Genomic DNA, 18,725 nt, shown 5'->3' on the forward strand with positions numbered 1-18,725 from the left:
CCCGCTGCGTGCCCGCCGGAACGGTGGGGCAGAGGATGGCGAGCCGGTCCACCAGGAGCTCCGTCCTCCGCTCGGCATCCTCCGGCGGCAGCCCGTCCCGCCCAGGTCAGGATCGCCAGCCCGTGCAGGGCCGCCCAGAACACCTCGGTGAACAGCGCCGGGTGGACGCCGTCCCCGGCGATCTCGCCGAGGCTCTCCAGCAGGGCGCCAGCAGGGCGGCGAAGGCACCCTGCAGCGGTTCGGGGAAAACGGGAGCGACGGCGCAGTGGAAGGGCCCGACCGTGTGGCCGGTGCCGCGCGGCCGCAACCGGTGCAGTGCGTTGGTGAAGGCGTCGGTCAGGCCTGTGGCATCGGCGAGATCGGCCGGCACGCGGGATCCGGCCTGGCTGACCACTCCTCGACCGTCGACCGAGAAGACAAGCTCGGATCCCAGTTCAGAGGGCGCTTCTGGGTCAAGATCCGGACACAGCCGCGAATGAAACGCGGGCTAGCGGCCCAGGAATCTCTCGACCACTGTCGCCAGAGCCTCTGGGCTCTCATCCGGGGCGAAGTGGCCGGCGTCGTTGAAGATCTCGAGCTCAGCGTTCGGATACCACTGCAGCCAGGTGGACCGCATGGTGTCAGGGCCCATCGCCGGGTCGTTCGCACCAGCCACGACAAGCACCGGGGTCGGATTTCCCTCGAGCCGCTCGTGGATGTCGGAGCCACGAGTCCAGGAATCGAGGTACGAGCGCAGAGCCGCCGACGAGGAGCGTTCCGAGCCGCTCACTCTGGCATCCAGCCACGCATCGTCGTGCCGACCGCCGGTGGTGACGTCAAAGATCGTCCTGCGATTGCTGAAATCCTCCACGGCTCCGGCGAACAGCTCCCACATCTCCCCTTCGAGCGGGAACCCGGACGCAGGTACCGGCGAGATGCCGACGATCGAGCGGACCCGCGAGGGGGCGTCCAGCAACATCAGCTGGGCCGCCTTGCCGCCCATGGAGTGACCGATCACCGAGAAATTGTCCCAGCCCAGGTCGTCGGCCACGGCGAGAGCGTCCGCCGCGACCTCCTCCATCGTGTACGTCCCAGGGATGTCCATCGCCTCGCCGTACCCACGGCAGTCCACGAACGCGTAATTGAACGCGCTCCCGTCCAGGTACCGCCGCAGATGGCCGAAACCCGACCTGTCGCTGAGCCAGTGGTGGAGTGCGAGGACCCGCTCCGGACCGTTGCCCTGTACCTCATACGGAATTGCATGTCCTGCTACATGATCTGTCACAACGCTGGGTCTCCCCCTCCGGACCGGACCCAAAATCCCGTCGGCCTGCGGCTTCGCTCCAACGGCGTAGCAAGCGAGCGGGCGACCGACGGCGTCGCAGGCCAGATGAATCTTGCCGGTTGGGCCACCAGGCCCGGAAATTCCATTCGATCCCGTGAGGCCACCCCGTCGTCCAGCCGCTTGCGGCCACGCAAGCGCCTCGCCGCTGTTGGCCAGGGAGCACACCGGCGGGTGGAACCCGAAACCACCTTTGGAGGTGGGTGCGGCCGCCTCCTTCTCGGAGTGGCACCAGGGTGACGTCGAGGTCCAGGACAAGGCCGGGCGGTGTGCGTCCCGCCGTCCGGGCGGCGGATACGCTCTCCCGGCTCGGCGGCCTTCAGCCAGGCGACTTCCCGAGCCGAAGCGCGGCCGAGCGCGCGCACTTCTCGGAACCGACAGGCTGCGAACGGGAGCGGGTCATCGCGCTGCCGGGCCGCCCTCGCCTTCCTGCCGGTAAGCCACTTGCAGTAGCTGGACCGGTGCAGGCCCAGGACCTCGCACAGCCGCTTCACGCCGTAGGCGCCCGGTGATCGGAGACGAACTGAAAGCGACTCACCAGTTGGTCTCCGCCGCGAAATACTTCGCCGCCCTGCGCAGGATGTCCCGCTCGGTCGCCAACTTCCGCTCATTTGCCCCGCGCTCGGACACCCGGGCTTCCAGCTGCCGGATCCGCTCGTCCGGATCGGCCGACGACGGCGTCTGCCCGGCCCGGGCCGCCGGCGTCCCGCCCGCAGAGGGGGCAGCGACGGCGACACCGCGCCGTTCGCGGTCCCGCAGGACCCACTCACGCAGGGGGCCCGCTTGATGCCCAGGTCAGCGGCGATGCTCTTGTAGGTCGCCCCGGGCGTGGACTCGTACAGGGCCACAGCATCGGCCTTGAACTCGTCCGCAAGTCCTTCATCGCCATCGGCGGTCTTCTCGCTTCCTCCGGATCAAGCAGACCGGTATCAGCGTGTCCACCACGCAGGGGGAGGCCCCCAAAACCAGTTGTCTTGGTCCATGTCTTGCGAGGCGGGGGCCGGAGTCGGGCGCTTTGATGCGGTGATCCCGAGGATCAGCCGCGGGACTGCGGTGAGTGCAATGAACGGCATCGCCGACGGACCTGGACCGTTCGATCCAGGCGTGAGTGCTCAGCTGGCTGGGCCGCCGACCAGGACCGACCAGCCGCCGTCGACCCGCAGAGTCGTGCCGGTGGCTGCGCTGAGTGCGGGGTCGGCGGCCAGCGCCACCGCGGCCGCGACATCTTCGGGCTCAAGCATCCGGCCCAGCACGGACTCGCGGGCCAAGACGGCGCCGCGCTCGCTGGTCAGGACTTCTGCGGTGGCCGACGTCCGGACTGCCCCTGGGGCGACAATGAGCACACTGACGCCGTCGCGCGCGTTCTCCGCAGCGACGTGGCGGGCGAAGGTGGCCAGCGCGGATTTCGCTGTGCCATGCGCGAGCCGGCCTTCGCCGACGTAGTCCGCAGCGGTGCTGCCGATGAAGATGATCCGACCTGCGCCCTGCGCCCGCATCGGCGCGAGGACGCGCTTGGTGATGTGGAAGGCGCCGGCAAGCTCGCCGGTGACCTTGGCTGCGAAAGCCGCCCATGACAGGTCGGCCAGCGCGGCGAACGGCGGCGGCGCGGTATTGGCGTTGATGACGACTGTGTCGATCCGCCGGTGGGTGGCGAGGATCCCGGTCACCAGGTCATCGACGGCGGACGGGTCGGTGACGTCGGCCCTGGCGCTCGACGCGCTGCCGCCAGTGGCCTCGATGCCACGCACGATTTCGGCCGCGTCGGCGGCGCCGGTGCGGTAGTTGACGATCACGTGGTGGCCGCACGATCCCAGTTGCCGCGCGATGGCCGCCCCGAGGCCACGGGCGGCGCCGGTGACGAGTGTGGTCGGTGGCACGCTTCCTCCTTGGTCGTAAGCAGGTCACTAACCTAGGGAGAGCGCAGGTGCGGCGGAAGGCGCTCACCACGTGGTGAGGTGCTCACCCGACGGTGAGCGCGCAGTCCAGAAGCCCGGGAGAGGTGTGATGGGTGACGTGTTCCACAAAGACTGCCCGGCGCGCGAGGTATTGGGGCACCTCGCCAGCCGGTGGACGATCCTGATCCTCACGGCACTGCTGGCCGAACCGCTCCGCTATCACGAGCTACGCACGGTGGTCGCGGGAATCAGCGACAAGAGCCTCGCAGCCACGCTCCGCTCACTCCAGCAGGACGGCCTGGTACACCGCCAGGTCGGCACGGGACAGCCGCCATCGGTGACGTATTCGGTCACCAACCTGGGCCGCGGCGCGGCGGCGGCGCTGGACCCACTGCTGCAATGGATCCGTGCCAACGCGACGGAGATCGCGCCACGCCGCGAGAAGTGACCGAGCCGTCGAACGCCGTCGAGGAGGAAGACGTACGCGGTCTCACGCGAACCCGGACATCCGCAATCGAACACTTCGGTGACTCTCCGCAGCTACTCCCCAAGATCTTGTGCCAGAGCCGAGTTTCGGAAGCATTTTGGTACTTGCACACTTGGGAGCAACGCTCGGAACCTGTGGATCATTGCTGGGAGCAACGCCGAGGGCGTATCTTCCCGATGATCCTGTGATTGTCTCCGAGTAGGCTGCGACCGCCTTCATCGCGGCCCACTCGGTCACTCTCGGCTGAGCTCCCGCGCTCACCCACAGCGAGATCGAGAAGACCGATCCGCCCCGGCATCGCCGCCGCTCGCAGGACTCTACGTCGTACCACCGGAGAGGATGGACGTGGACATGGAGTACGCGGGGTGCATGCTCTACCTGGGCGGATCTGATCCCATTCACGTCGAACCACTCAACGACTGACCTGACACGTCGTCTCCCGCGTCACGCAGCCAAGGAAGGATCCGAGCCACACAACTCATCGACAAGTCTTGACTATTGCTCCCTGAAAATCTCCGAGGCGGCAGGCCTCCCACGGGCACCATCCGCCCCGGCATCGCCGCCGCTACTACCGCTTCACCCCAACCGGTGCCGAGTGCGCCCGTGTCGCACTCGCTGCCACCTACCAGGGAGGCGCCGACTGCGCCCGCCTTCGGCCAGCCAACGGCAGCCTGGGGAGTTGATGCCGCGTTATGCACGGCGGAGGCGACGACGCCAGTAACCCGATCACGCTTCCCTTGTCAGTGATCCACCAGGACGCCAACGCGCCCGGCACCGGGTCGGCAGATATGCCTCCCACGACGAAGCCCAAAAAGCTCAGCGAGACTCTCGATGAGCGCGGCGCTTGACAGCTCTACTGGGTGGAAAGGCCTGGAAAAGGCCACCGGCACCTTCCTGATGCGTTCCCGGACTCAACGGTGCCTCTGGCCCGCGATCGCTCCGGCCGCCCTCGCGGCAACGCCCTGGGGCCCCGTTGCCGTTCGGCTGCCCGTCCACCGACGCCACACCGAACGAAAAGCGGAGCCCTGCCACGCTCCACAACGCTGTGGCCTGCGGAGAGAGGATGGGACACACCTCCTCACGGATCAGGGGCGGGAACGGGGGATCGTTTCGGCAGGGGGCCTGCCCGAACGTCCCGGTCGTCGGTCAGGGCTGGATGTTCTTCAGGTCCTCCAGAAGGCCGGGGTGCTTGGGCTCCCAGCCGAGCGCCTGCCGGGTGTACGCGCTGGACGAGGGCTGGTCGCTCGCGAAGATCTGGCCCAGGGGGCCGAAGGTCTCCGCCGATACCGACTCGACCGGCAGGCCCAGCCGTCGCCCGATGACCGTGGCGATATCGCGAACCTTGTCCCCCTCGTCGGCCACGGCATGCCAGGAGGTACCCGCTTCCGCCTGTTCCAGGGCGAGCCGGAAGAGGACTGCCGCGTCGAGCGCGTGCACGGCCGGCCAGCGCTGTGCGCCGTCACCGGGGTAACCGGACACTCCGGTGCGGCGTGCGATGTCGGTCAACAGGCCGGCGAATCCGCCGGAGCCCTGGTTGTGAACCGTGCGCGGCAGGCGTACGGCGCTGCTGCGGACCCCGCGCGAGGACAGGCCCAGGACCGACGTGACCGCACGACCGCGACCGCCGACCGGCCCCTCGGTCATCAGCGGGTCGGCCTCCGTGGAGGCGCGGCCGGGTACGTAGGGCGTACCCGAGCAGGTGACGAGGGGGCGGTCGCTGCCGACGAGTTCCTCGCCGAGGGCCGCGAGGGCGGCACCCTCCTCCGCGACCGACTTCGCGAGGGTGTCGGCGCTGCTGAAGTCGTGGTCGAACGCGAGATGGATCACCCCGTCGGCCCGGGCGGCGCCGGCGCGAAGGGTGGCCAGGTCGGCGAGGGCTCCCCGGAGGGGCTCGGCACCAACCGCCGCTATGGCCTGCGCGGATGCGTCGGAGCGAGCGAGTGCGAGGACGGTGTGGCCGTTGTCGAGCAGTTCGGCGATGACAGCGGAACCGATCAGACCGGTGCCGCCGGTGACAAAAACGCGCATGGGAAACTCCCCAGGAGTGATGGGACTCTTGTCCCATCACCCTACTGCAGTGATGGGACAAGAGTCCCATCACCTAGGATGGTGACCATGGGCAGATGGGAACCAGGCGCACGCGAACGCCTCGTCGTGGCTGCCGTCGACCTGTTCACCGAGCAGGGGTACGACGCCACGACGGTCGCGCAGATCGCCGAGCGCGCAGGAGTCACCAAGAGCACCTTCTTCCGGCACTTCCCCGACAAGCGCGAGCTGCTGGTGGCCGGACAGGAGACGCTGAGCCGACTGCTGACCGAGGGGATCGCCGACGCGCCCGCTGACGCCAGCCCGCTCGAGGCGGTCGCCGCCGGTCTGGAGCGCGCGTCGAGCGCGATGGGCCCCATGAGCCGCGAGCTCGCGCCTCGCCTGAAGGCGGCCGTCGCCGCCAGCGCCGAACTTCAAGAGCGTGACGCCCTCAAGAGCGTCAGCCTCGCGGCCGCGATGACGACCGCTCTGGTCGCCCGCGGCATACCCGATCCGACCGCGGCTCTGGCGGGCGAGCTGGGCGTCCTCGCCTTCAAACGGGGATACGTCCAATGGTCCGAGGGCGACCGTGACGGCAAGGACGCGCTCGCCGGGTACACCCTGGCGGCCCTGGACGAACTGCGTGCCGCGAGCGCCTCGCTGGGCTGACCGGCACCTCGCCCACCGTTCACGGAACTGCGGCCGGAGCCGAATCAGAGATCCCCATCACGAGGGCGCCATCGCACGTCGTACCGCTCGGGAAAGGAACGCGAGGACGCGCGCGACGAACTGAAGGCACAGGTGCGGCTGCCTACAGACGCGAGCCGTCGGCTACGCGCCATCGCCGCCTGCACGGGCCTGAGTCCGGAGCAGGTTCTCGCCCAACTCGTGTGCCGATTGGGATTCCGCTCCCTGCCCAGCAGGCGGGCCACCATGCAACTCGCTCTGGTACACGGCCAGTTCAACCAGGAGGTGCATGATGGCCCTGTCCCAGCCCGACTTACTTCGGCTGCTGGAGTCACTGCGTTCGGCGGACGGACTCGAACGCCCGGTCCGTGGCCGCGGCCTGCTGCGCCACGTCGTCGAAGCGCTGCGCGCCGAGCCACGCGTGGTGCGCCGGCCTCCACGTGACCCCGCCGCTCCACACGAGCCCTTGGCGCAGCAGCAGTTTGCTCACCCGATGGCGAGCACGCATCAGATCTCCGCGCACATCCTCGCGGGTCGGCACCAGATCTCGGGCAGCTTCTTCGGCCGGAGACGGCACCCGCACCGCGGTGAACTCGTCCAGACGCAGCAGCTTCGCCAGGTGCAGAGCGTCGCGTGCATCGGTCTTCACCCGCTCACCGGCCGGACGCTGCAGTCTCGAGGGCGCGAGCCCCTCGCGGCGTATCCCCGCTGCCCACAGCGCCCGGGCCAGGTCGAAGCCGGTCGGCCCGGCTTCGTAGGCCACCGCGGCTGGACCGGGCAGGCAAGTGATCCACCCCAGGACTTCAGCATGCTGCGGCGTGAGCCGACAGCGGATCAATTCCCGGTCACCGTGTCGATCCCGCACGCCACCACGCTGCGGGCATGCACATCCAACCCGACGCTCGTGCGCTCAGAAAACACCGGGCCTCCCCCAAATGTAGGCACTACAGGCCAGGCTGCGCCCGGCCGGCAACTCACGACAACTTGCGAGCGAGGCCCGGGCTCACAACCGGCACCCACCCACATACCGTCTGGCTAGGACACGGGCACCTGTACCTGCCGCGCGACGAACTCCACGGCCTCGCCCGGCAGCTCGGACCGGCCCCGGACGGCCTGCGCTGCGGTGCGCCCAACGCACAGTGAGTGACCTTCCCAAAGGCCCATGCCGGGCTGAACAGCCTGCCGGCCCCGGAACCAGGCGATCCTCTAACGGTCCGAAATCGGGTGGTCGGGGGTTTGCGCTGCCCATGAGGCGAGGATGCGCAGACGGTCGTGGCTGGGTGTGCTGGGCTCGGCGGTCAGGGTGATGAGCTGCTGGTCGGGGTCGTCGGTGGAGGTGAGGAAGGACCAGTCGAGGGTGAGCGGGCCGACAACCGGATGGTTCAGCGTTTTCGTGCCCGATCCCTGCGTGGCGACGCGGTGGGCGCCCCACCAGCGCCGGAAGTCGGGGTCCTGAAGCGACAGCTCGTCCACCAGTTCGGCCAGCCGCGGATCTTTCGGATCGCGGGCGGCTTCCATGCGCAGCTGTGCCAGGGTCATCTGCGCTACCCAATCCCAATCCGGGTACAGCGCTCTGATGGCCGGTTCGCAGAAGACCAGCCGTACGAAGTTGCGCTTCTTCTCAGGGATTCGCGCGAAGTCGGTGAACAGGGCGGCCGCCATGGCATTCCAGGCGAGGATGTCTGTGCGGCGCCCCAGGACGACGGCCGGTGTGGTGGAGAGGTCATTTAGGAGGCGCTGCAGCTGCGGCTGGACCTTCTGCGTGGTGCTCCGATGCGGCCGGGCGGCGTCTCGACCGGACAGTTCGAACATGTAGGCACGCTCACCGTCGTCGAGTTGAAGGACACGCGCGAGGGTGTCAAGCACCGGTTCGGAAGCCTGGCGGCGGCCCTGCTCCAGGCGCGTGTAGTAGTCGGGGCTGATCGACGCCAGCAAGGCCACCTCCTCACGGCGCAGGCCCTTGACTCTGCGCCTGCCGGCCGAATCAGGCAGCCCCACTTCGGCCGGGCTCAGCTCTGTGCGCCGTGCCTTCAGGAAGGCGCCCAGTTCGCTGTCGTGGGCGTTGTTGCTGCTCATAGGCACAAGTCTTACAGACAGCCATGCCCGTGACAGGGGGCCAGGCGTGTCCCAGGACAGCGTTGTCCGGGGACAGAACACGCCCCTTACCCACCCGCGTACGACGTGCCAGCGTCGGTGACGTGACCGGCGGACGGGCCGCCCGAGGCGGGAGGCCCCGTCAGAGGAATCCGTCTCGTCCGCAGTCACAGCATTTCCCATTTCCCACCTGCACCCAGGAGACACAGAAACATGAAGGCCAACGTCACCTTCCCCAGTAACAATCTCGCCATCGCCGGGATTCTCTTCACCCCCGGTGATCACATCGACGGCCGGTTGCCGGCCGTTGTCATCTCCCATCCGGGAGGCGGCGTGAAGGAGCAGAGCCCGAGTATCTACGCCGAGCGTCTGGCCGGTGCCGGGTTCGCCGCGCTCGTCTTCGACGCCGCCCACCAGGGCGAGAGCGAGGGCGAGCCGCGGGGTCTCGAGAACCCCTTCCAGCGGGCCGAGGACATCAAGTCCGCCGTGTCCTACCTGACCACCCGTGACGACATCGCCCCAGACCGCATCGGGGCTCTGGGCATCTGTGCGTCCGGCGGTTACGTCCCCTACGCCGCGCAGACCGACCGCCGCATCAAGGCCGTCGCCACGGTCAGCGCCGCGGACCTCGGGTCGGCGTTCCGTGAGGGACTGGGCCGCACCCAGGACCCGGCGATCCTCCAGGCCATGCTCGACCAGGCCGGTGCGGCGCGCACCGCGGAAGCACGCGGCGCGGCCCCGCATCTGGCGGCATGGATTCCCGACAACGCTGAGGAGCTGCTGGAGACCGAAACCAGGCAGTTCCGGGAGACGTTCGAGTTCTACCGCACCCCGCGCGGCCACCATCCTCGCGCGAACCAAGGATGGGTACTGCGCAGCATCGACCTGATCGCCCAGTACGACTCGTACGCGATGATCCGACTCATCTCGCCCCGGCCCCTGCTCATGATCGCCGGTTCGGAAGCAGAGAGCGCCTACTTCAGCCGAGAAGCGATCGAGCAGGCAGCCGAGCCCAAGGAACTGGTCGTCATCGACGGTGCCACGCATATCGACCTGTACGACAAGGACGAATACGTGACCCCCGCCGTCGCCAAGCTCACCGAGTTCTTCGGCAAGCACCTGGCCGAGTAACTGCCCGCCACTCCGGACCCACGGGCAGCAGAGATAGCCATCTCGTGCGCGCCACCCAGCACATCCTCGACGTGCTCGACGTCCTCCATCGCGATCGTCTCGCCGTGCGCATCCACGATGGCGCGTTCTCCGCGATGGCCCTCACCGCCCGTCACCCCGCGCACCGGCGAGTTGCTGTCCACAGTGAAGTTCATGGTGCAGACCCTCGCCGCCGCCGGCGAACTCGAGCGAGACCTTCAACGCGAGCTGACCTACGACGTGTTGCGGGCCACGAGGGCCAAGGGCAGCAAGGGTGCCCACCGCCCGGCCGTCGCTGCCGGGAAGACCGCCGCTGAGCGCACCGCGTACCTGGAAGGCCGCTCCATCGCCGCCCTCCGCTCGCGAAACCGGCGTCAGCCGCGGCGCCATCCGCACGGCCGTCGCTGGCCTCATGCCCCGACGGCATGACCGTACGCACGCGGCCAGGGCTACACCCTGCGCCTCAGCGCCATGTGTCCGGTCCGCCGCCAGCTCCTCGCCCGCTGCCAGCCCCTCGACGGCATTCGCGGTATGGCGACGGTTCTCTTGGTCGAAAACCCGTCTACCAGGAGCTTCATGTGTCTGCCACGACAAGTGCCCAGCCGACGCGGGAGGTTGGGGTATAAAAAGGGGCGTAACGCGGCTCAGTGCAGTCAACGACCAGGTCGCAGGGATCGGCGCGAGGTCGTACGCGGCCCCCGTTACCTTTTTCGTGGCTCCGCAATGGGGCTACCGGCCTTCGGGTCCGACATGACTTCCCCCCTTGTTGTTCATGATCCGGGGGGGGTGGTGCCACCGGGCCTGGAGGCATCGACGGACCGCTGATGAGGGGCTTGAGCTCCGGCTTCACCCGGGCCGGAAGAGCTCTCCGTAACGTGGATGTGGCAGCTCGATGCCGAGGCAAGGCCGGACGAAAGCGTGATGGAGGGGCCTGCACGTGATCGACACCGGCGCCATCGACGTCTTCCTCGGCCTGGACGTCGGCAAGGGCGAACACCACGCCACCGCCGTCACACCGGCCGGGAAGAAGGCGTTCGACAAGCGACTGCCCAACACCGAACCCAAGCTCCGCGAACTGTTCGCGAAACTCCAGGCCAGGCACAAAACGGTGCTTGTCGTGGTCGACCAACCGGCCTCCATCGGTGCCTTGCCGCCGTCGGTCGCGAGGGACATGGGCTGTCCGGTCGCCTACCTGCCGGGCCTGACGATGCGGAGGATCGCCGACCTCTACCCAGGTGAGGCGAAGACCGACGCGAGGGATGCGTTCATCATCGCGGACGCGGCCCGCGATGCCCCACACGCTGCGGGCGATCGATGGCGAGGACGAGACCATCGCCGAGCTGGAGAGGATCGTTGGGTTCGACGACGACCTGGCCGACGAGGCCACCAGGGTGCGCCTGCTTGCCATGGTCGACCCGATGGACGACACCTACCGCCGCCTGATGAACCGGCAGCTGACCGTGCAGGAGTCCCGCCACCGCCTCGCTCGCGCGATCTGCAACGGTGGCCGGGGTCAGATCCGCCAGGCGTACCGCGAGGGCCAGGAGGACCAGCTCGCCGCCCTCGGCCTGGCCCTCAATGCCGTGGTGCGGAATACGCGCTACCTGGACGCGACTGTCGCTCAGCTCCGCGCGGAGGACCACGACATCAAGGACGAGGACGTTGCCCGCCGCTCAAGGACCGGCACATCAACTTCCCCGGCCGCTACCTGTTCAACATCAAATCCAGCGGCCCCGGGCAGGGCCTGCGCCCGCTGTACGACCCGGGCACCGCCGAGGACGCCGAGGACGCCGACGGCGAGTAGCCGTGAGGTCGGCCTGCAGGGGTCAGCGAATGGCCAGGCGGCCACAGCCTCTTTTCTTGAGCGCACGATCCAGATAGGTTACGGTGGGGTCATGGCAAGGACCCGGGAGTTCGACACCGAGGCAGCGGTGAGTCGCGCGATGGAGCTGTTCTGGACGCGCGGCTATGAGGCCACCTCGGTACGCGACCTGACCGGGCACCTGGGGATCGGGCAGGGGTCCTTGTATGCCGCGTTCGGCGACAAGGACGGCCTGTACCGGGCAGCGCTGGAGCACTACCGCACCACCCTCGCGGCGGCCGCCCTGCGCAGTCTGGAGGAGGGGGTGGACGCCCGGTCGGCGATCCGCACGATGCTGGTCGAGCGGGTCCGGATCGCTGTGGAGGACAACGGCCGGGGCTGCCTGGCGGTCAATGCCGCCTGCGAGCGCCTGCCGGAGGATGCAGCGACCCGGCGCACCGTGCGCGACATGCAGGACGCCAGTCGGGACGCGCTTGGCGAAGTGCTGCGGGTCGCGTCGGAGCGGGGCGAGATCGCGAAGCGGCACGACCCGTACACCCTCGCCGCTTTCCTCGTCACCTTCCTCAACGGACTGCTCGTCTCCTCGAAGATCACGCCGGACGTCCGCGCCCTCGAACCCCTTGTGGAGGTCGCGCTGGCCGCCCTCGACTGACTTTTTCATGTCCTGAATCTGTATCAGGTGATCCAGAAAAACCGCCGGTGCCTACTCGGACACGGGATCCGGCGACCCTTCCCCGCTTCATTCGAAGACTTCGGAGGACCCATGCCCCACGCACCCGCCCCGAGTGCGCCCGCTCTCGGCGGAAGCCACTGGAACACCTTCCCCGCGGCCGGCACCACCCTGACCGCCCGCGACTTCTTCACGGCCACCGAGCCGCTGCTCCAGGGCATCATCGACGACAACGCCCTCACCAGCGCCGACAGCGAGGTGCTGGAGGACCAAATCCGCGCGACACTTGCCCTCGGCACCCGGGAGACCTCCCTCCCGCTGTCCCTGGGCCCGGACAGTGCCTCGGCAGCACGCGAACTTGGCGCGCAGGCCGAGACGATTGGCCAGGAGCTCGGCTCTTGGGCCACCGAGGCGCTGGAGAGGCTGCTCACCGATCCGGTACGTCTGCCCGCCGGCCCGCTGGTCGTCCGCAGCCACTGCTACGGCCACCTGCTCACCCCTCCCGCAGCCGATCTGCTCCGCGGACGTCGCGGTGGACCGGTCACGATGCAGCTCTACAACGAGTGGCTCCACCAGATCGTCCTGCTGCGCGACGCCCTGCTGCCCTTCACCAACTGGCAGGACGTCCCGCTCCTGATCACCCCGACCGGACTACGGCACACCGAACCGGCCCGCGACGCGTTCCTCACCGAACTCCTGGTCCGCCAGATCCGGCACACCAGCATCGTGGCCTTCGCCCGCAACGTCGTCACCGGCGCCTCCGGCCCGGCCGGCTACGGCTTCGAGGCGGGTGGCGGCACCGCCCTGCCCGCCCTCCTCGACCAGCCCCCTCTGACCGCACCCCGGCACCTGTCGGCCTGGCGCCCCGACTCGGCCGTCGGTGAAGTCGCCACGTATGTCCCCGAGGTGCAGGACTATTACGCCGCACCCCGCACCCTCGTCGAGGACCTGCCGCCCGCCACCACCACATCCGGCCCGCTCACCGCCCGTACCGTCACCGCGCCGGTCACCAATGGGACCCGCACCGCCCGCATCGAGGTCACCCACGACGGCACCACCGCCCACGTCGACCTCGGCCAAGCCCTGCGCGGCCACCGCTTCACCCAGCGTGAGGACCCCGCCGCAGGCGACGCATCCGGCACCGCCGACGCATGGTCCGCGCTGCGCGCGCCGGGACTGGTGTGGACGCAGAGCGGCGAAGCCACCCTGGACGCCACCGGTCAGGACGACCTCGTCGTACTGGCCCTGCTCGGCAGGCTCTACCCGGAGAACGTCACCCTGCGCCCCGTCGGCCGCTCCGCTGCCCGGACAACCTCGGACGGCACCGGACCGAGCCGCCTGGTGACCCTCGTCGACCCCGCGCAAGCCCACTGACACCCGCATCGCGAAGTACACCGAGAAGGTTGAAACCTGATGTTCGACCATAACGGAACACCCGTCCGCACGGGCCGAGCCAGCGTGAACGGAACGAGTCTGCACTACCGCACAGCCGGGTCCGGCCCGGCGGTGGTGCTCCTGCATGGCGTGCCCAAGACCAGCTACCACTGGCGCCACCTCGTCCCGAAGCTGACGCCCCACTACACCGTCGTCGCCCCGGACCTTCGCGGTCTCGGCGACTCCGCCCGCCCGTCGGACGGCTACGACTCCGCGACGATGAGCGACGACATCGCCGAGCTGATGAGAAACCTCGGACACGAGACATACGCCGTGGCGGGCGAGGACTGGGGAGCGGTGATCGGCTACCAGCTCGCCGCCCGCCACCGCGACCGTGTCACCGCTCTCGTGTTCGCCGAGGCCCTGTTCCCCGGCTTCGGCTTCGAGGACCACACAGCCCTCACCCCCGAGAACATCTCCAGCGGCATGCACCTGTGGCACGTGGGCTTCTACTTCCAGCCGGACATACCCGAGATGCTGATCGCCGGACACGAGCGCGAGCTGATCACCTACATGATCAAGTACGAGCGCAGCCGGCCCGACAGCGCCACCCCCGACGCGCTCGACGAATACGTGCGCTGCTACTCCATGCCCGGCGGAATCCGCGCGATGCTCTCCATCTACCGGGCCATGCTCGTCAACGCCGAACAGAACCGCCAGACCGCACAGAAGAAACTGGACCTCCCGGTTCTGGCCCTCGGCGGATCCGCGTTCATCGGCGACCGCAACGAGTCCCAGATGCGACTCATGGTCCACGACGTCACCGGACACACCTTCGACGCCGGCCACGACCTCGCAGAGGAAGTACCCGACGAGATGGCCGACGTCCTCCTGCCGTTCCTGGCCGCGCACCAGTAACCGCACCCGGCCGCCGAGGTCGGCGATCTGAAGCGGCCCGGGACGGCGAGGCCCTCGTGCCTGAGACGAACGATCTGGTTCCGCACAGCCACGAGGCCCCCTCGACCCCACCAGCGCCCGGGCGCTCTCCAAGCACTCCTCAGCGAAACGAAATTGAGCACCATGCGCAATCCTGGAAACCCGGGAAGACACCGGCCCGCGCTGATACTGCCGTGCTCTCCTGCGCAACGTTCACGGCCCGAGTCGCCGAATACATCCTGACGGGACAGCTCGACCTCGTCGCCCAAGGGCTCGGAGTCAGTGAGGCGGCTACAGGCCAGCTCGTCACCGTCTTCGCTCTCCCGGATGGGCTGCTGACGCCCGTTCTTGCCGTGATGACGGCTCAAGATCGCTGATGAGAATTCTGGCCGACCGCGCCTACGGATGCGTGTCCGTGATCGCGATGACCTCGTCGAGGTGGTCCAGGGCGGCCTGCAGGTCGTCGATCTTGGCCTGGATGCGCTCGCGCTCGGCTCGCAGCATGGCTCGTTGCCCGGCGTCGGTGTGCCCGTAGTCCCAGCACGGAAGGAGTTCGGTGATCCTTCGGCTGGTCAGGCCGGCGGCGAACATCTGCTGGAAGAAGCGGACCAGGGGGTGGCGTCCTGCCGGTACAGGCGCCGGCCGGACGGGCTGCGCTCCGCGATGAGCAGCCCATGCTGCTCGTAGTAGCGCACGGCGCGCACTGAGACGCCTGCACCCCGTGCCACCTCGCCGATGCGGATCAACCGCTCGGCCGCGGCCACTGTGACAGTCGTGGTGATTCCTCTCACCCCTGGGCCTGAGGACCAGCACTTGCCTCTGACGTTGGCGTCAGGTTTTAGCGTACGGGACATGGATATCAACAACTCCGTCGCCCTTGTCACCGGAGCCAACCGCGGCTTGGGCCGCGCCTTCGCCCAGCGCCTGCTCGAACGAGGCGCCCGCAAGGTCTACGCAACGGCCCGCCGCCCGGAGACCGTGGACCTGCCCGGGGTCGAGGTGCTGCCCCTCGACATCGCCGATCCCGCATCCGTGAGGGCCGCCGCCGAGGCTGCCCCGGACGTCTCGCTACTCATCAACAACGCCGGAATCAGTACGGGGACCGACCTGGTGACCGGTTCGCTGGACGCGGTGCGGCACGAGCTGGAAACCAACATGTTCGGACACCTGGGAATGATCCGGGAGTTCGCGCCGACGCTCGCCAGGAACGGCGGGGGCGCGATCGTCAACGTCCTCTCCGCCATGTCGTGGTTCGGGGGCAAGGGTGCCAATGCCTACCACCTGACCAAGGCCGCCGCCTGGGCCATGACCAACGGCGTCCGCCTGGAGCTCGCCGAGCAGGGCACGCTCGTCACAGCGGTACACCTCGGCCTGGCCGACACCGACATGGCCGCGGGCTGGCCCGTGGACAAGATCGCTCCGTCGGACCTGGCCGACGCGGCGCTCGACGGTGTCGAGGCGGGCTCCGCCGAGGTCCTCGCCGATCAGTGGAGTCGGGACGTCAAGGCTCGTCTGCCGCTGACGCCGGAAGAGTTCAACGCCGCAATGGACCGCGCCCTAGCGGCGCTGATGGCGGCCTGAGCGGCCCCTCGGGCCGCATCAGCTCAGGCAGTACTCCACTGGTGCGCGGGGCCGCCGCGCCACTCGATCCACCGGTCGCCGTCCATGAGGCTGTCGGGATCCTGGACGCCCGCGCCCTCGAGGAACGCAGATGTACTCCTGCAGCGCGAAGATGGGTGCCGACGGCGGCGGTCGCGGACATGACCGGGTAGCGGAACGACGCGGACAGTTCCGCCCCGTCCCAGGCGTCCTCCAGCAGCCAGTGCACCCGCTCGAACCCGCCACTGGCACCGAGCGTCTTGCCCGGGTGACGGAACCGGGCGACCGTGAGCCGGTCCCCGTCGGGCAGCCGCACATCCTGGGCGGTCAGGTGTTCCACCATGCGACGGCCCCCTTCCACGTCCTCCGGGTAACGCCGGTAGTAGGCGGAGTTCTTGGCGGCGACACTGAATACAACCGGCTGTAGATCTCCGCCGCGTCTGCCGTCAGCGCGGGCAGTCGCCCGGTCACCAGGCAGCCCGCCAGGCCATCCGGGGCGTAGGAGAGGCAGGTGAGGGACACGAACCCTCCGTAGCTCTGTCCGAGGATCGTCCACGGGCGGCCTCGCGTGAGCCGACGGCAGACCACTTCGGCGTCCGCGACGATGCTGTCGGCCCGGAAGTGCCCTAAATATGCAGCGAGCTCCACATCCGGGCGACCGGAGGCCGTGGAGGCGGAGACCGGGGTGCTGCGTCCGGTGCCGCGCTGGTCCACCAGCACGACGCGGTGGGTACGCAGGGCCGTCCGGAGCCAGCTCGGCATCGGCGGTCGCGGCGCATCAACCGCGATCCGGACGCCTGGTACGGGGGCCAGCCCCACCACTGCGCGGACGAGGTGTTCAGCGACTACCGCGCCGCCCGCCGCGACCCCAAGGTCGTGCACGCCATGTGCGAGGACTACCGAGCGGGACTGACCATCGACCGACGCGACGACGAAGCGGACAAGGCAGCGGGAAGGAAACTCGGCTGCCCCGTCCTCGTGGCGTGGGGCAGACACGACGACCTGCCCGACCTCTACGGCCGTTCTCTTGACCGTGCTGGCTGTGGTGGTGGGCATGCGGAGTCTCCGTCCGAGGTGCTACAGCTGCGGGTGGCTACGGGGCGCCGGTGATCTTGTCGGGGTTACCGGTAGGCCCCGTCCCACATCTCCTCCAGGCGTTTCTTCCGCAGGCTGATGAAAGAGACGCGCGCGGTGCCGCGGGTGATCGTCACCGACAAGCTCCGCTCCTACGGCGCCACCCACCGCGAGGTCATGCCCTCCGTCGAGCACCGCCAGTCGAAGAACCCGAACAACCGGGCGGAGAACAGCCACCAGCCCACCAGACAGCGCGAACGGCCGATGAAGGGCTTCCGCTCAGTGGGCGGGACCCAGCGGTTCCTGTCCGCGTTCAGCGATACCTCGCCCCACTTCCGGCCCCGCCGCCATCGGATGCCTGCACACGACTACCGAGCCGAGATGACCGTCCGCTTCGCAATCCGTGGCGTTGACGATGTCCGCCTGGGCGCCGCCCTTGCCGGGGTTGGACCAGGTGCCCGTTGCGGGCAGCTGCGCCACCTCGGTCGCGTAGGAGGCAATGGTGCCCACCTCGGCCGGGGCGTCGACGGCGGCTTGCGCGGCGGCGAGGACATCGGGCGGCTCGCCATCAAGCTGGGTCAGGTCCGGCTTCGGACAGGTCAGACGGTGACGACGACTTTGCCCCGTGAGTACCGGCCCGACGCGAACTCCGCCAGGGCCTTGGGGGCGTCGTCCAGGGGGTAGGTGGCCGCGACCTCTACGGACAGGGTGCCCGCGGCGACGCGCTCGGCTAGATGCTGCAACATCCCTTCGGTCGCCGCCATCCGCACGTACACGACGCTGATGTCGCGCTCGAAGGTCTCCGGGCCCATCAGTGTGGACAGCAGCCGGCCGCCGTCCTTCACCGCGTCCGCCGTGTCAAGGAGGGCGGGTCCGCGATGGATGAGATCCAGTACGACGTCCAGCCGTCCGCCGGCCAGCCGCTGAGACTCCTTCACCGGATCGGTCGAGGTGTAGTCGATGACGTCGTGCGCACCGAGGGAGCGCACGTAGTCGGCGTCGGCGGGCGCCGCCGTGGCCAGCACCCGCATGCCCGCCTGCGCCGCGAGCTGGACGGTGAAGGAACCGACGCCGCCGGTGGCCCCGATGATCAGGATCGTCCGGCCGGCCTCGGCCTCGGCCGCCGCCATGATGCACTCGGCGGTCACGGAGGCGGCGGGTAGTGCGGCACCGCGCACCGCGTCCAGGCCCGTCGGCCGCTTGGCCACGTTCGGGCCCACTGCGACCGTCGTGTACTCGGCGATGGTGCCCGGGTGGAAGTGGGTGTAGGCCACCACGGCATCACCGATCTCGTACCCTGTGGCGCCCTCGCCGACGGCCTTCACGACTCCGGCGGCGTCCATGCCCACGACGAAGGGGTGCTCGACGGGCATCATGGCGCGCATCGCGCCGGTCACCAGCGCGCTGTCCAGAGGGTTGAGACCCGCGGCTTCCACCTGTACGAGCAGCTCACCGGGACCCGGACGGGGAGCGGGCACATCGGTGACGACGAGCTGGTCCAGCGGGCCGTAGGACGGGGCGACAAGTGCTTTCACGGGTCTTACTCCTCCACAGGCGGATACGACGGGGTCCAGCTTTGCGCCGAGGAGTGC

General features: G+C 68.9%; 17 protein-coding genes and 6 pseudogenes. 12 read left to right on the forward strand and 11 right to left on the reverse strand.

The genetic code is table 11. The features are described from left to right. Nucleotides 1–31 precede the first annotated feature (31 nt). The 4 genes and pseudogenes from QF027_RS01230 to QF027_RS01245 all read right to left on the reverse strand — a co-directional run. Nucleotides 32–244: pseudogene (locus QF027_RS01230) on the reverse strand (WHG domain-containing protein); the annotation flags it as partial. Nucleotides 245–253: 9 nt separating this feature from the next. After that, a pseudogene (locus tag QF027_RS49450) lies at nt 254–403 on the reverse strand (IS1380 family transposase); the annotation flags it as partial. An 84-nt stretch (nt 404–487) separates the two neighbouring features. Beyond that, complete coding sequence (locus QF027_RS01235) at nt 488–1,489, reverse strand: alpha/beta fold hydrolase (protein WP_373432488.1); 1,002 nt, start codon at nt 1,487–1,489, stop codon at nt 488–490. A 944-nt stretch (nt 1,490–2,433) separates the two neighbouring features. Then, nucleotides 2,434–3,198: an SDR family oxidoreductase gene (locus tag QF027_RS01245; RefSeq protein WP_306986961.1), complete on the reverse strand. Its 765-nt coding sequence runs from the start codon at nt 3,196–3,198 to the stop codon at nt 2,434–2,436. A gap of 127 nt (nt 3,199–3,325) precedes the next feature. Here QF027_RS01245 and QF027_RS01250 point away from each other — a divergent pair, with 127 nt between their 5' ends. Continuing rightward, the gene (locus QF027_RS01250) at nt 3,326–3,664 is read left to right on the forward strand and encodes a winged helix-turn-helix transcriptional regulator (RefSeq protein WP_306986962.1); all 339 of its coding nucleotides are present in this window, start codon (nt 3,326–3,328) and stop codon (nt 3,662–3,664) included. Between the two features lie 1,185 nt (nt 3,665–4,849). On the opposite strand, the gene QF027_RS01255 is transcribed toward QF027_RS01250, so the two are convergent. Next, entirely contained in the window at nt 4,850–5,731 is an 882-nt protein-coding gene (locus QF027_RS01255) for an SDR family oxidoreductase (RefSeq protein ID WP_307072143.1), read from the reverse strand. Nucleotides 5,732–5,818: 87 nt separating this feature from the next. On the opposite strand from QF027_RS01255, the gene QF027_RS01260 reads away from it, so the two are divergent. Continuing rightward, nucleotides 5,819–6,397 (forward strand): TetR/AcrR family transcriptional regulator, encoded by a 579-nt coding sequence (locus tag QF027_RS01260; RefSeq protein WP_307072144.1) that lies wholly within the window; start codon nt 5,819–5,821, stop codon nt 6,395–6,397. Nucleotides 6,398–6,746: 349 nt separating this feature from the next. Here the strand turns inward: QF027_RS01260 and QF027_RS01265 are convergent, their stop codons facing one another. Both QF027_RS01265 and QF027_RS01270 read right to left on the reverse strand, forming a co-directional pair. After that, nucleotides 6,747–7,178, reverse strand: a complete 432-nt coding sequence (locus QF027_RS01265; RefSeq protein WP_307072145.1) for an IS110 family transposase — start codon at nt 7,176–7,178, stop codon at nt 6,747–6,749. A gap of 443 nt (nt 7,179–7,621) precedes the next feature. Continuing rightward, nucleotides 7,622–8,491, reverse strand: coding sequence for a helix-turn-helix domain-containing protein (locus QF027_RS01270; protein WP_307072146.1), 870 nt, complete (start codon nt 8,489–8,491; stop codon nt 7,622–7,624). 231 nt (nt 8,492–8,722) lie between these two features. On the opposite strand from QF027_RS01270, the gene QF027_RS01275 reads away from it, so the two are divergent. The 7 genes and pseudogenes from QF027_RS01275 to QF027_RS01300 all read left to right on the forward strand — a co-directional run bounded on the left by QF027_RS01275 (nt 8,723) and on the right by QF027_RS01300 (nt 14,442). Then, nucleotides 8,723–9,640, forward strand: coding sequence for an alpha/beta hydrolase (locus QF027_RS01275; RefSeq protein ID WP_307072147.1), 918 nt, complete (start codon nt 8,723–8,725; stop codon nt 9,638–9,640). A 192-nt stretch (nt 9,641–9,832) separates the two neighbouring features. Beyond that, nucleotides 9,833–10,087: a hypothetical protein gene (locus tag QF027_RS01280; RefSeq protein ID WP_307072148.1), complete on the forward strand. Its 255-nt coding sequence runs from the start codon at nt 9,833–9,835 to the stop codon at nt 10,085–10,087. A 511-nt stretch (nt 10,088–10,598) separates the two neighbouring features. Further along, nucleotides 10,599–11,052 (forward strand): annotated as a pseudogene (locus QF027_RS01285) (IS110 family transposase); the annotation flags it as partial. After that, a pseudogene (locus QF027_RS49455) lies at nt 11,041–11,462 on the forward strand (Tn3 family transposase); the annotation flags it as partial. The pseudogenes QF027_RS01285 and QF027_RS49455, both read left to right, overlap by 12 nt. A 91-nt stretch (nt 11,463–11,553) precedes the next feature. Beyond that, on the forward strand, nt 11,554–12,132 hold the full coding sequence (locus QF027_RS01290) for a TetR/AcrR family transcriptional regulator (RefSeq protein ID WP_307082230.1): 579 nt from the start codon (nt 11,554–11,556) through the stop codon (nt 12,130–12,132). 111 nt (nt 12,133–12,243) lie between these two features. Next, entirely contained in the window at nt 12,244–13,524 is a 1,281-nt protein-coding gene (locus QF027_RS01295; protein WP_307072149.1) for a hypothetical protein, read from the forward strand. 36 nt (nt 13,525–13,560) lie between these two features. Beyond that, nucleotides 13,561–14,442, forward strand: coding sequence for an alpha/beta fold hydrolase (locus QF027_RS01300; RefSeq protein ID WP_307082232.1), 882 nt, complete (start codon nt 13,561–13,563; stop codon nt 14,440–14,442). Nucleotides 14,443–14,859: 417 nt separating this feature from the next. Here the strand turns inward: QF027_RS01300 and QF027_RS01305 are convergent. Further along, nucleotides 14,860–15,242, reverse strand: a pseudogene (locus tag QF027_RS01305) (MerR family DNA-binding transcriptional regulator). 70 nt (nt 15,243–15,312) lie between these two features. On the opposite strand from QF027_RS01305, the gene QF027_RS01310 reads away from it, so the two are divergent. Continuing rightward, entirely contained in the window at nt 15,313–16,041 is a 729-nt protein-coding gene (locus QF027_RS01310; protein WP_307072150.1) for an SDR family oxidoreductase, read from the forward strand. Here QF027_RS01310 and QF027_RS01315 read toward each other — a convergent pair. Together QF027_RS01315 and QF027_RS01320 are read right to left on the reverse strand one after the other, a co-directional pair. Further along, nucleotides 15,995–16,402, reverse strand: a complete 408-nt coding sequence (locus tag QF027_RS01315; protein ID WP_307072151.1) for a hypothetical protein — start codon at nt 16,400–16,402, stop codon at nt 15,995–15,997. The genes QF027_RS01310 and QF027_RS01315 overlap by 47 nt on opposite strands. Continuing rightward, nucleotides 16,387–16,779 (reverse strand): alpha/beta fold hydrolase, encoded by a 393-nt coding sequence (locus QF027_RS01320; RefSeq protein ID WP_307072152.1) that lies wholly within the window; start codon nt 16,777–16,779, stop codon nt 16,387–16,389. The genes QF027_RS01315 and QF027_RS01320 overlap by 16 nt, the downstream gene beginning before the upstream one ends. A 6-nt stretch (nt 16,780–16,785) precedes the next feature. Between QF027_RS01320 and QF027_RS01325 the strand changes: the two genes are divergently transcribed. Continuing rightward, on the forward strand, nt 16,786–17,169 hold the full coding sequence (locus QF027_RS01325) for a hypothetical protein (RefSeq protein WP_307072153.1): 384 nt from the start codon (nt 16,786–16,788) through the stop codon (nt 17,167–17,169). A 36-nt stretch (nt 17,170–17,205) separates the two neighbouring features. Continuing rightward, nucleotides 17,206–17,535: pseudogene (locus QF027_RS01330) on the forward strand (DDE-type integrase/transposase/recombinase); the annotation flags it as partial. A gap of 197 nt (nt 17,536–17,732) precedes the next feature. On the opposite strand, the gene QF027_RS01340 reads toward QF027_RS01330, so the two are convergent. Continuing rightward, complete coding sequence (locus tag QF027_RS01340) at nt 17,733–18,668, reverse strand: NADP-dependent oxidoreductase (RefSeq protein ID WP_307072155.1); 936 nt, start codon at nt 18,666–18,668, stop codon at nt 17,733–17,735. Nucleotides 18,669–18,725 lie beyond the last annotated feature (57 nt).

Origin of the sequence: Streptomyces canus (genome assembly GCF_030816965.1) — a bacterium.
In the GTDB taxonomy this organism is placed as follows: Bacteria; Actinomycetota; Actinomycetes; order Streptomycetales; family Streptomycetaceae; genus Streptomyces; species Streptomyces canus_E.

What these genes read in the sequence shown, in the direction of transcription:
- QF027_RS01290 (WP_307082230.1), top strand. Translation starts at nt 11,554, where the DNA reads ATGGCAAGGACCCGGGAGTTCGACACCGAGGCAGCGGTGAGTCGCGCG.
- QF027_RS01260 (WP_307072144.1), top strand. Translation starts at nt 5,819, where the DNA reads ATGGGCAGATGGGAACCAGGCGCACGCGAACGCCTCGTCGTGGCTGCC.
- QF027_RS01310 (WP_307072150.1), top strand. Translation starts at nt 15,313, where the DNA reads ATGGATATCAACAACTCCGTCGCCCTTGTCACCGGAGCCAACCGCGGC.
- QF027_RS01295 (WP_307072149.1), top strand. Translation starts at nt 12,244, where the DNA reads ATGCCCCACGCACCCGCCCCGAGTGCGCCCGCTCTCGGCGGAAGCCAC.
- QF027_RS01250 (WP_306986962.1), top strand. Translation starts at nt 3,326, where the DNA reads ATGGGTGACGTGTTCCACAAAGACTGCCCGGCGCGCGAGGTATTGGGG.
- QF027_RS01280 (WP_307072148.1), top strand. Translation starts at nt 9,833, where the DNA reads ATGGTGCAGACCCTCGCCGCCGCCGGCGAACTCGAGCGAGACCTTCAA.
- QF027_RS01315 (WP_307072151.1), bottom strand. Translation starts at nt 16,402, where the DNA reads ATGGTGGAACACCTGACCGCCCAGGATGTGCGGCTGCCCGACGGGGAC.
- QF027_RS01255 (WP_307072143.1), bottom strand. Translation starts at nt 5,731, where the DNA reads ATGCGCGTTTTTGTCACCGGCGGCACCGGTCTGATCGGTTCCGCTGTC.
- QF027_RS01275 (WP_307072147.1), top strand. Translation starts at nt 8,723, where the DNA reads ATGAAGGCCAACGTCACCTTCCCCAGTAACAATCTCGCCATCGCCGGG.
- QF027_RS01270 (WP_307072146.1), bottom strand. Translation starts at nt 8,491, where the DNA reads ATGAGCAGCAACAACGCCCACGACAGCGAACTGGGCGCCTTCCTGAAG.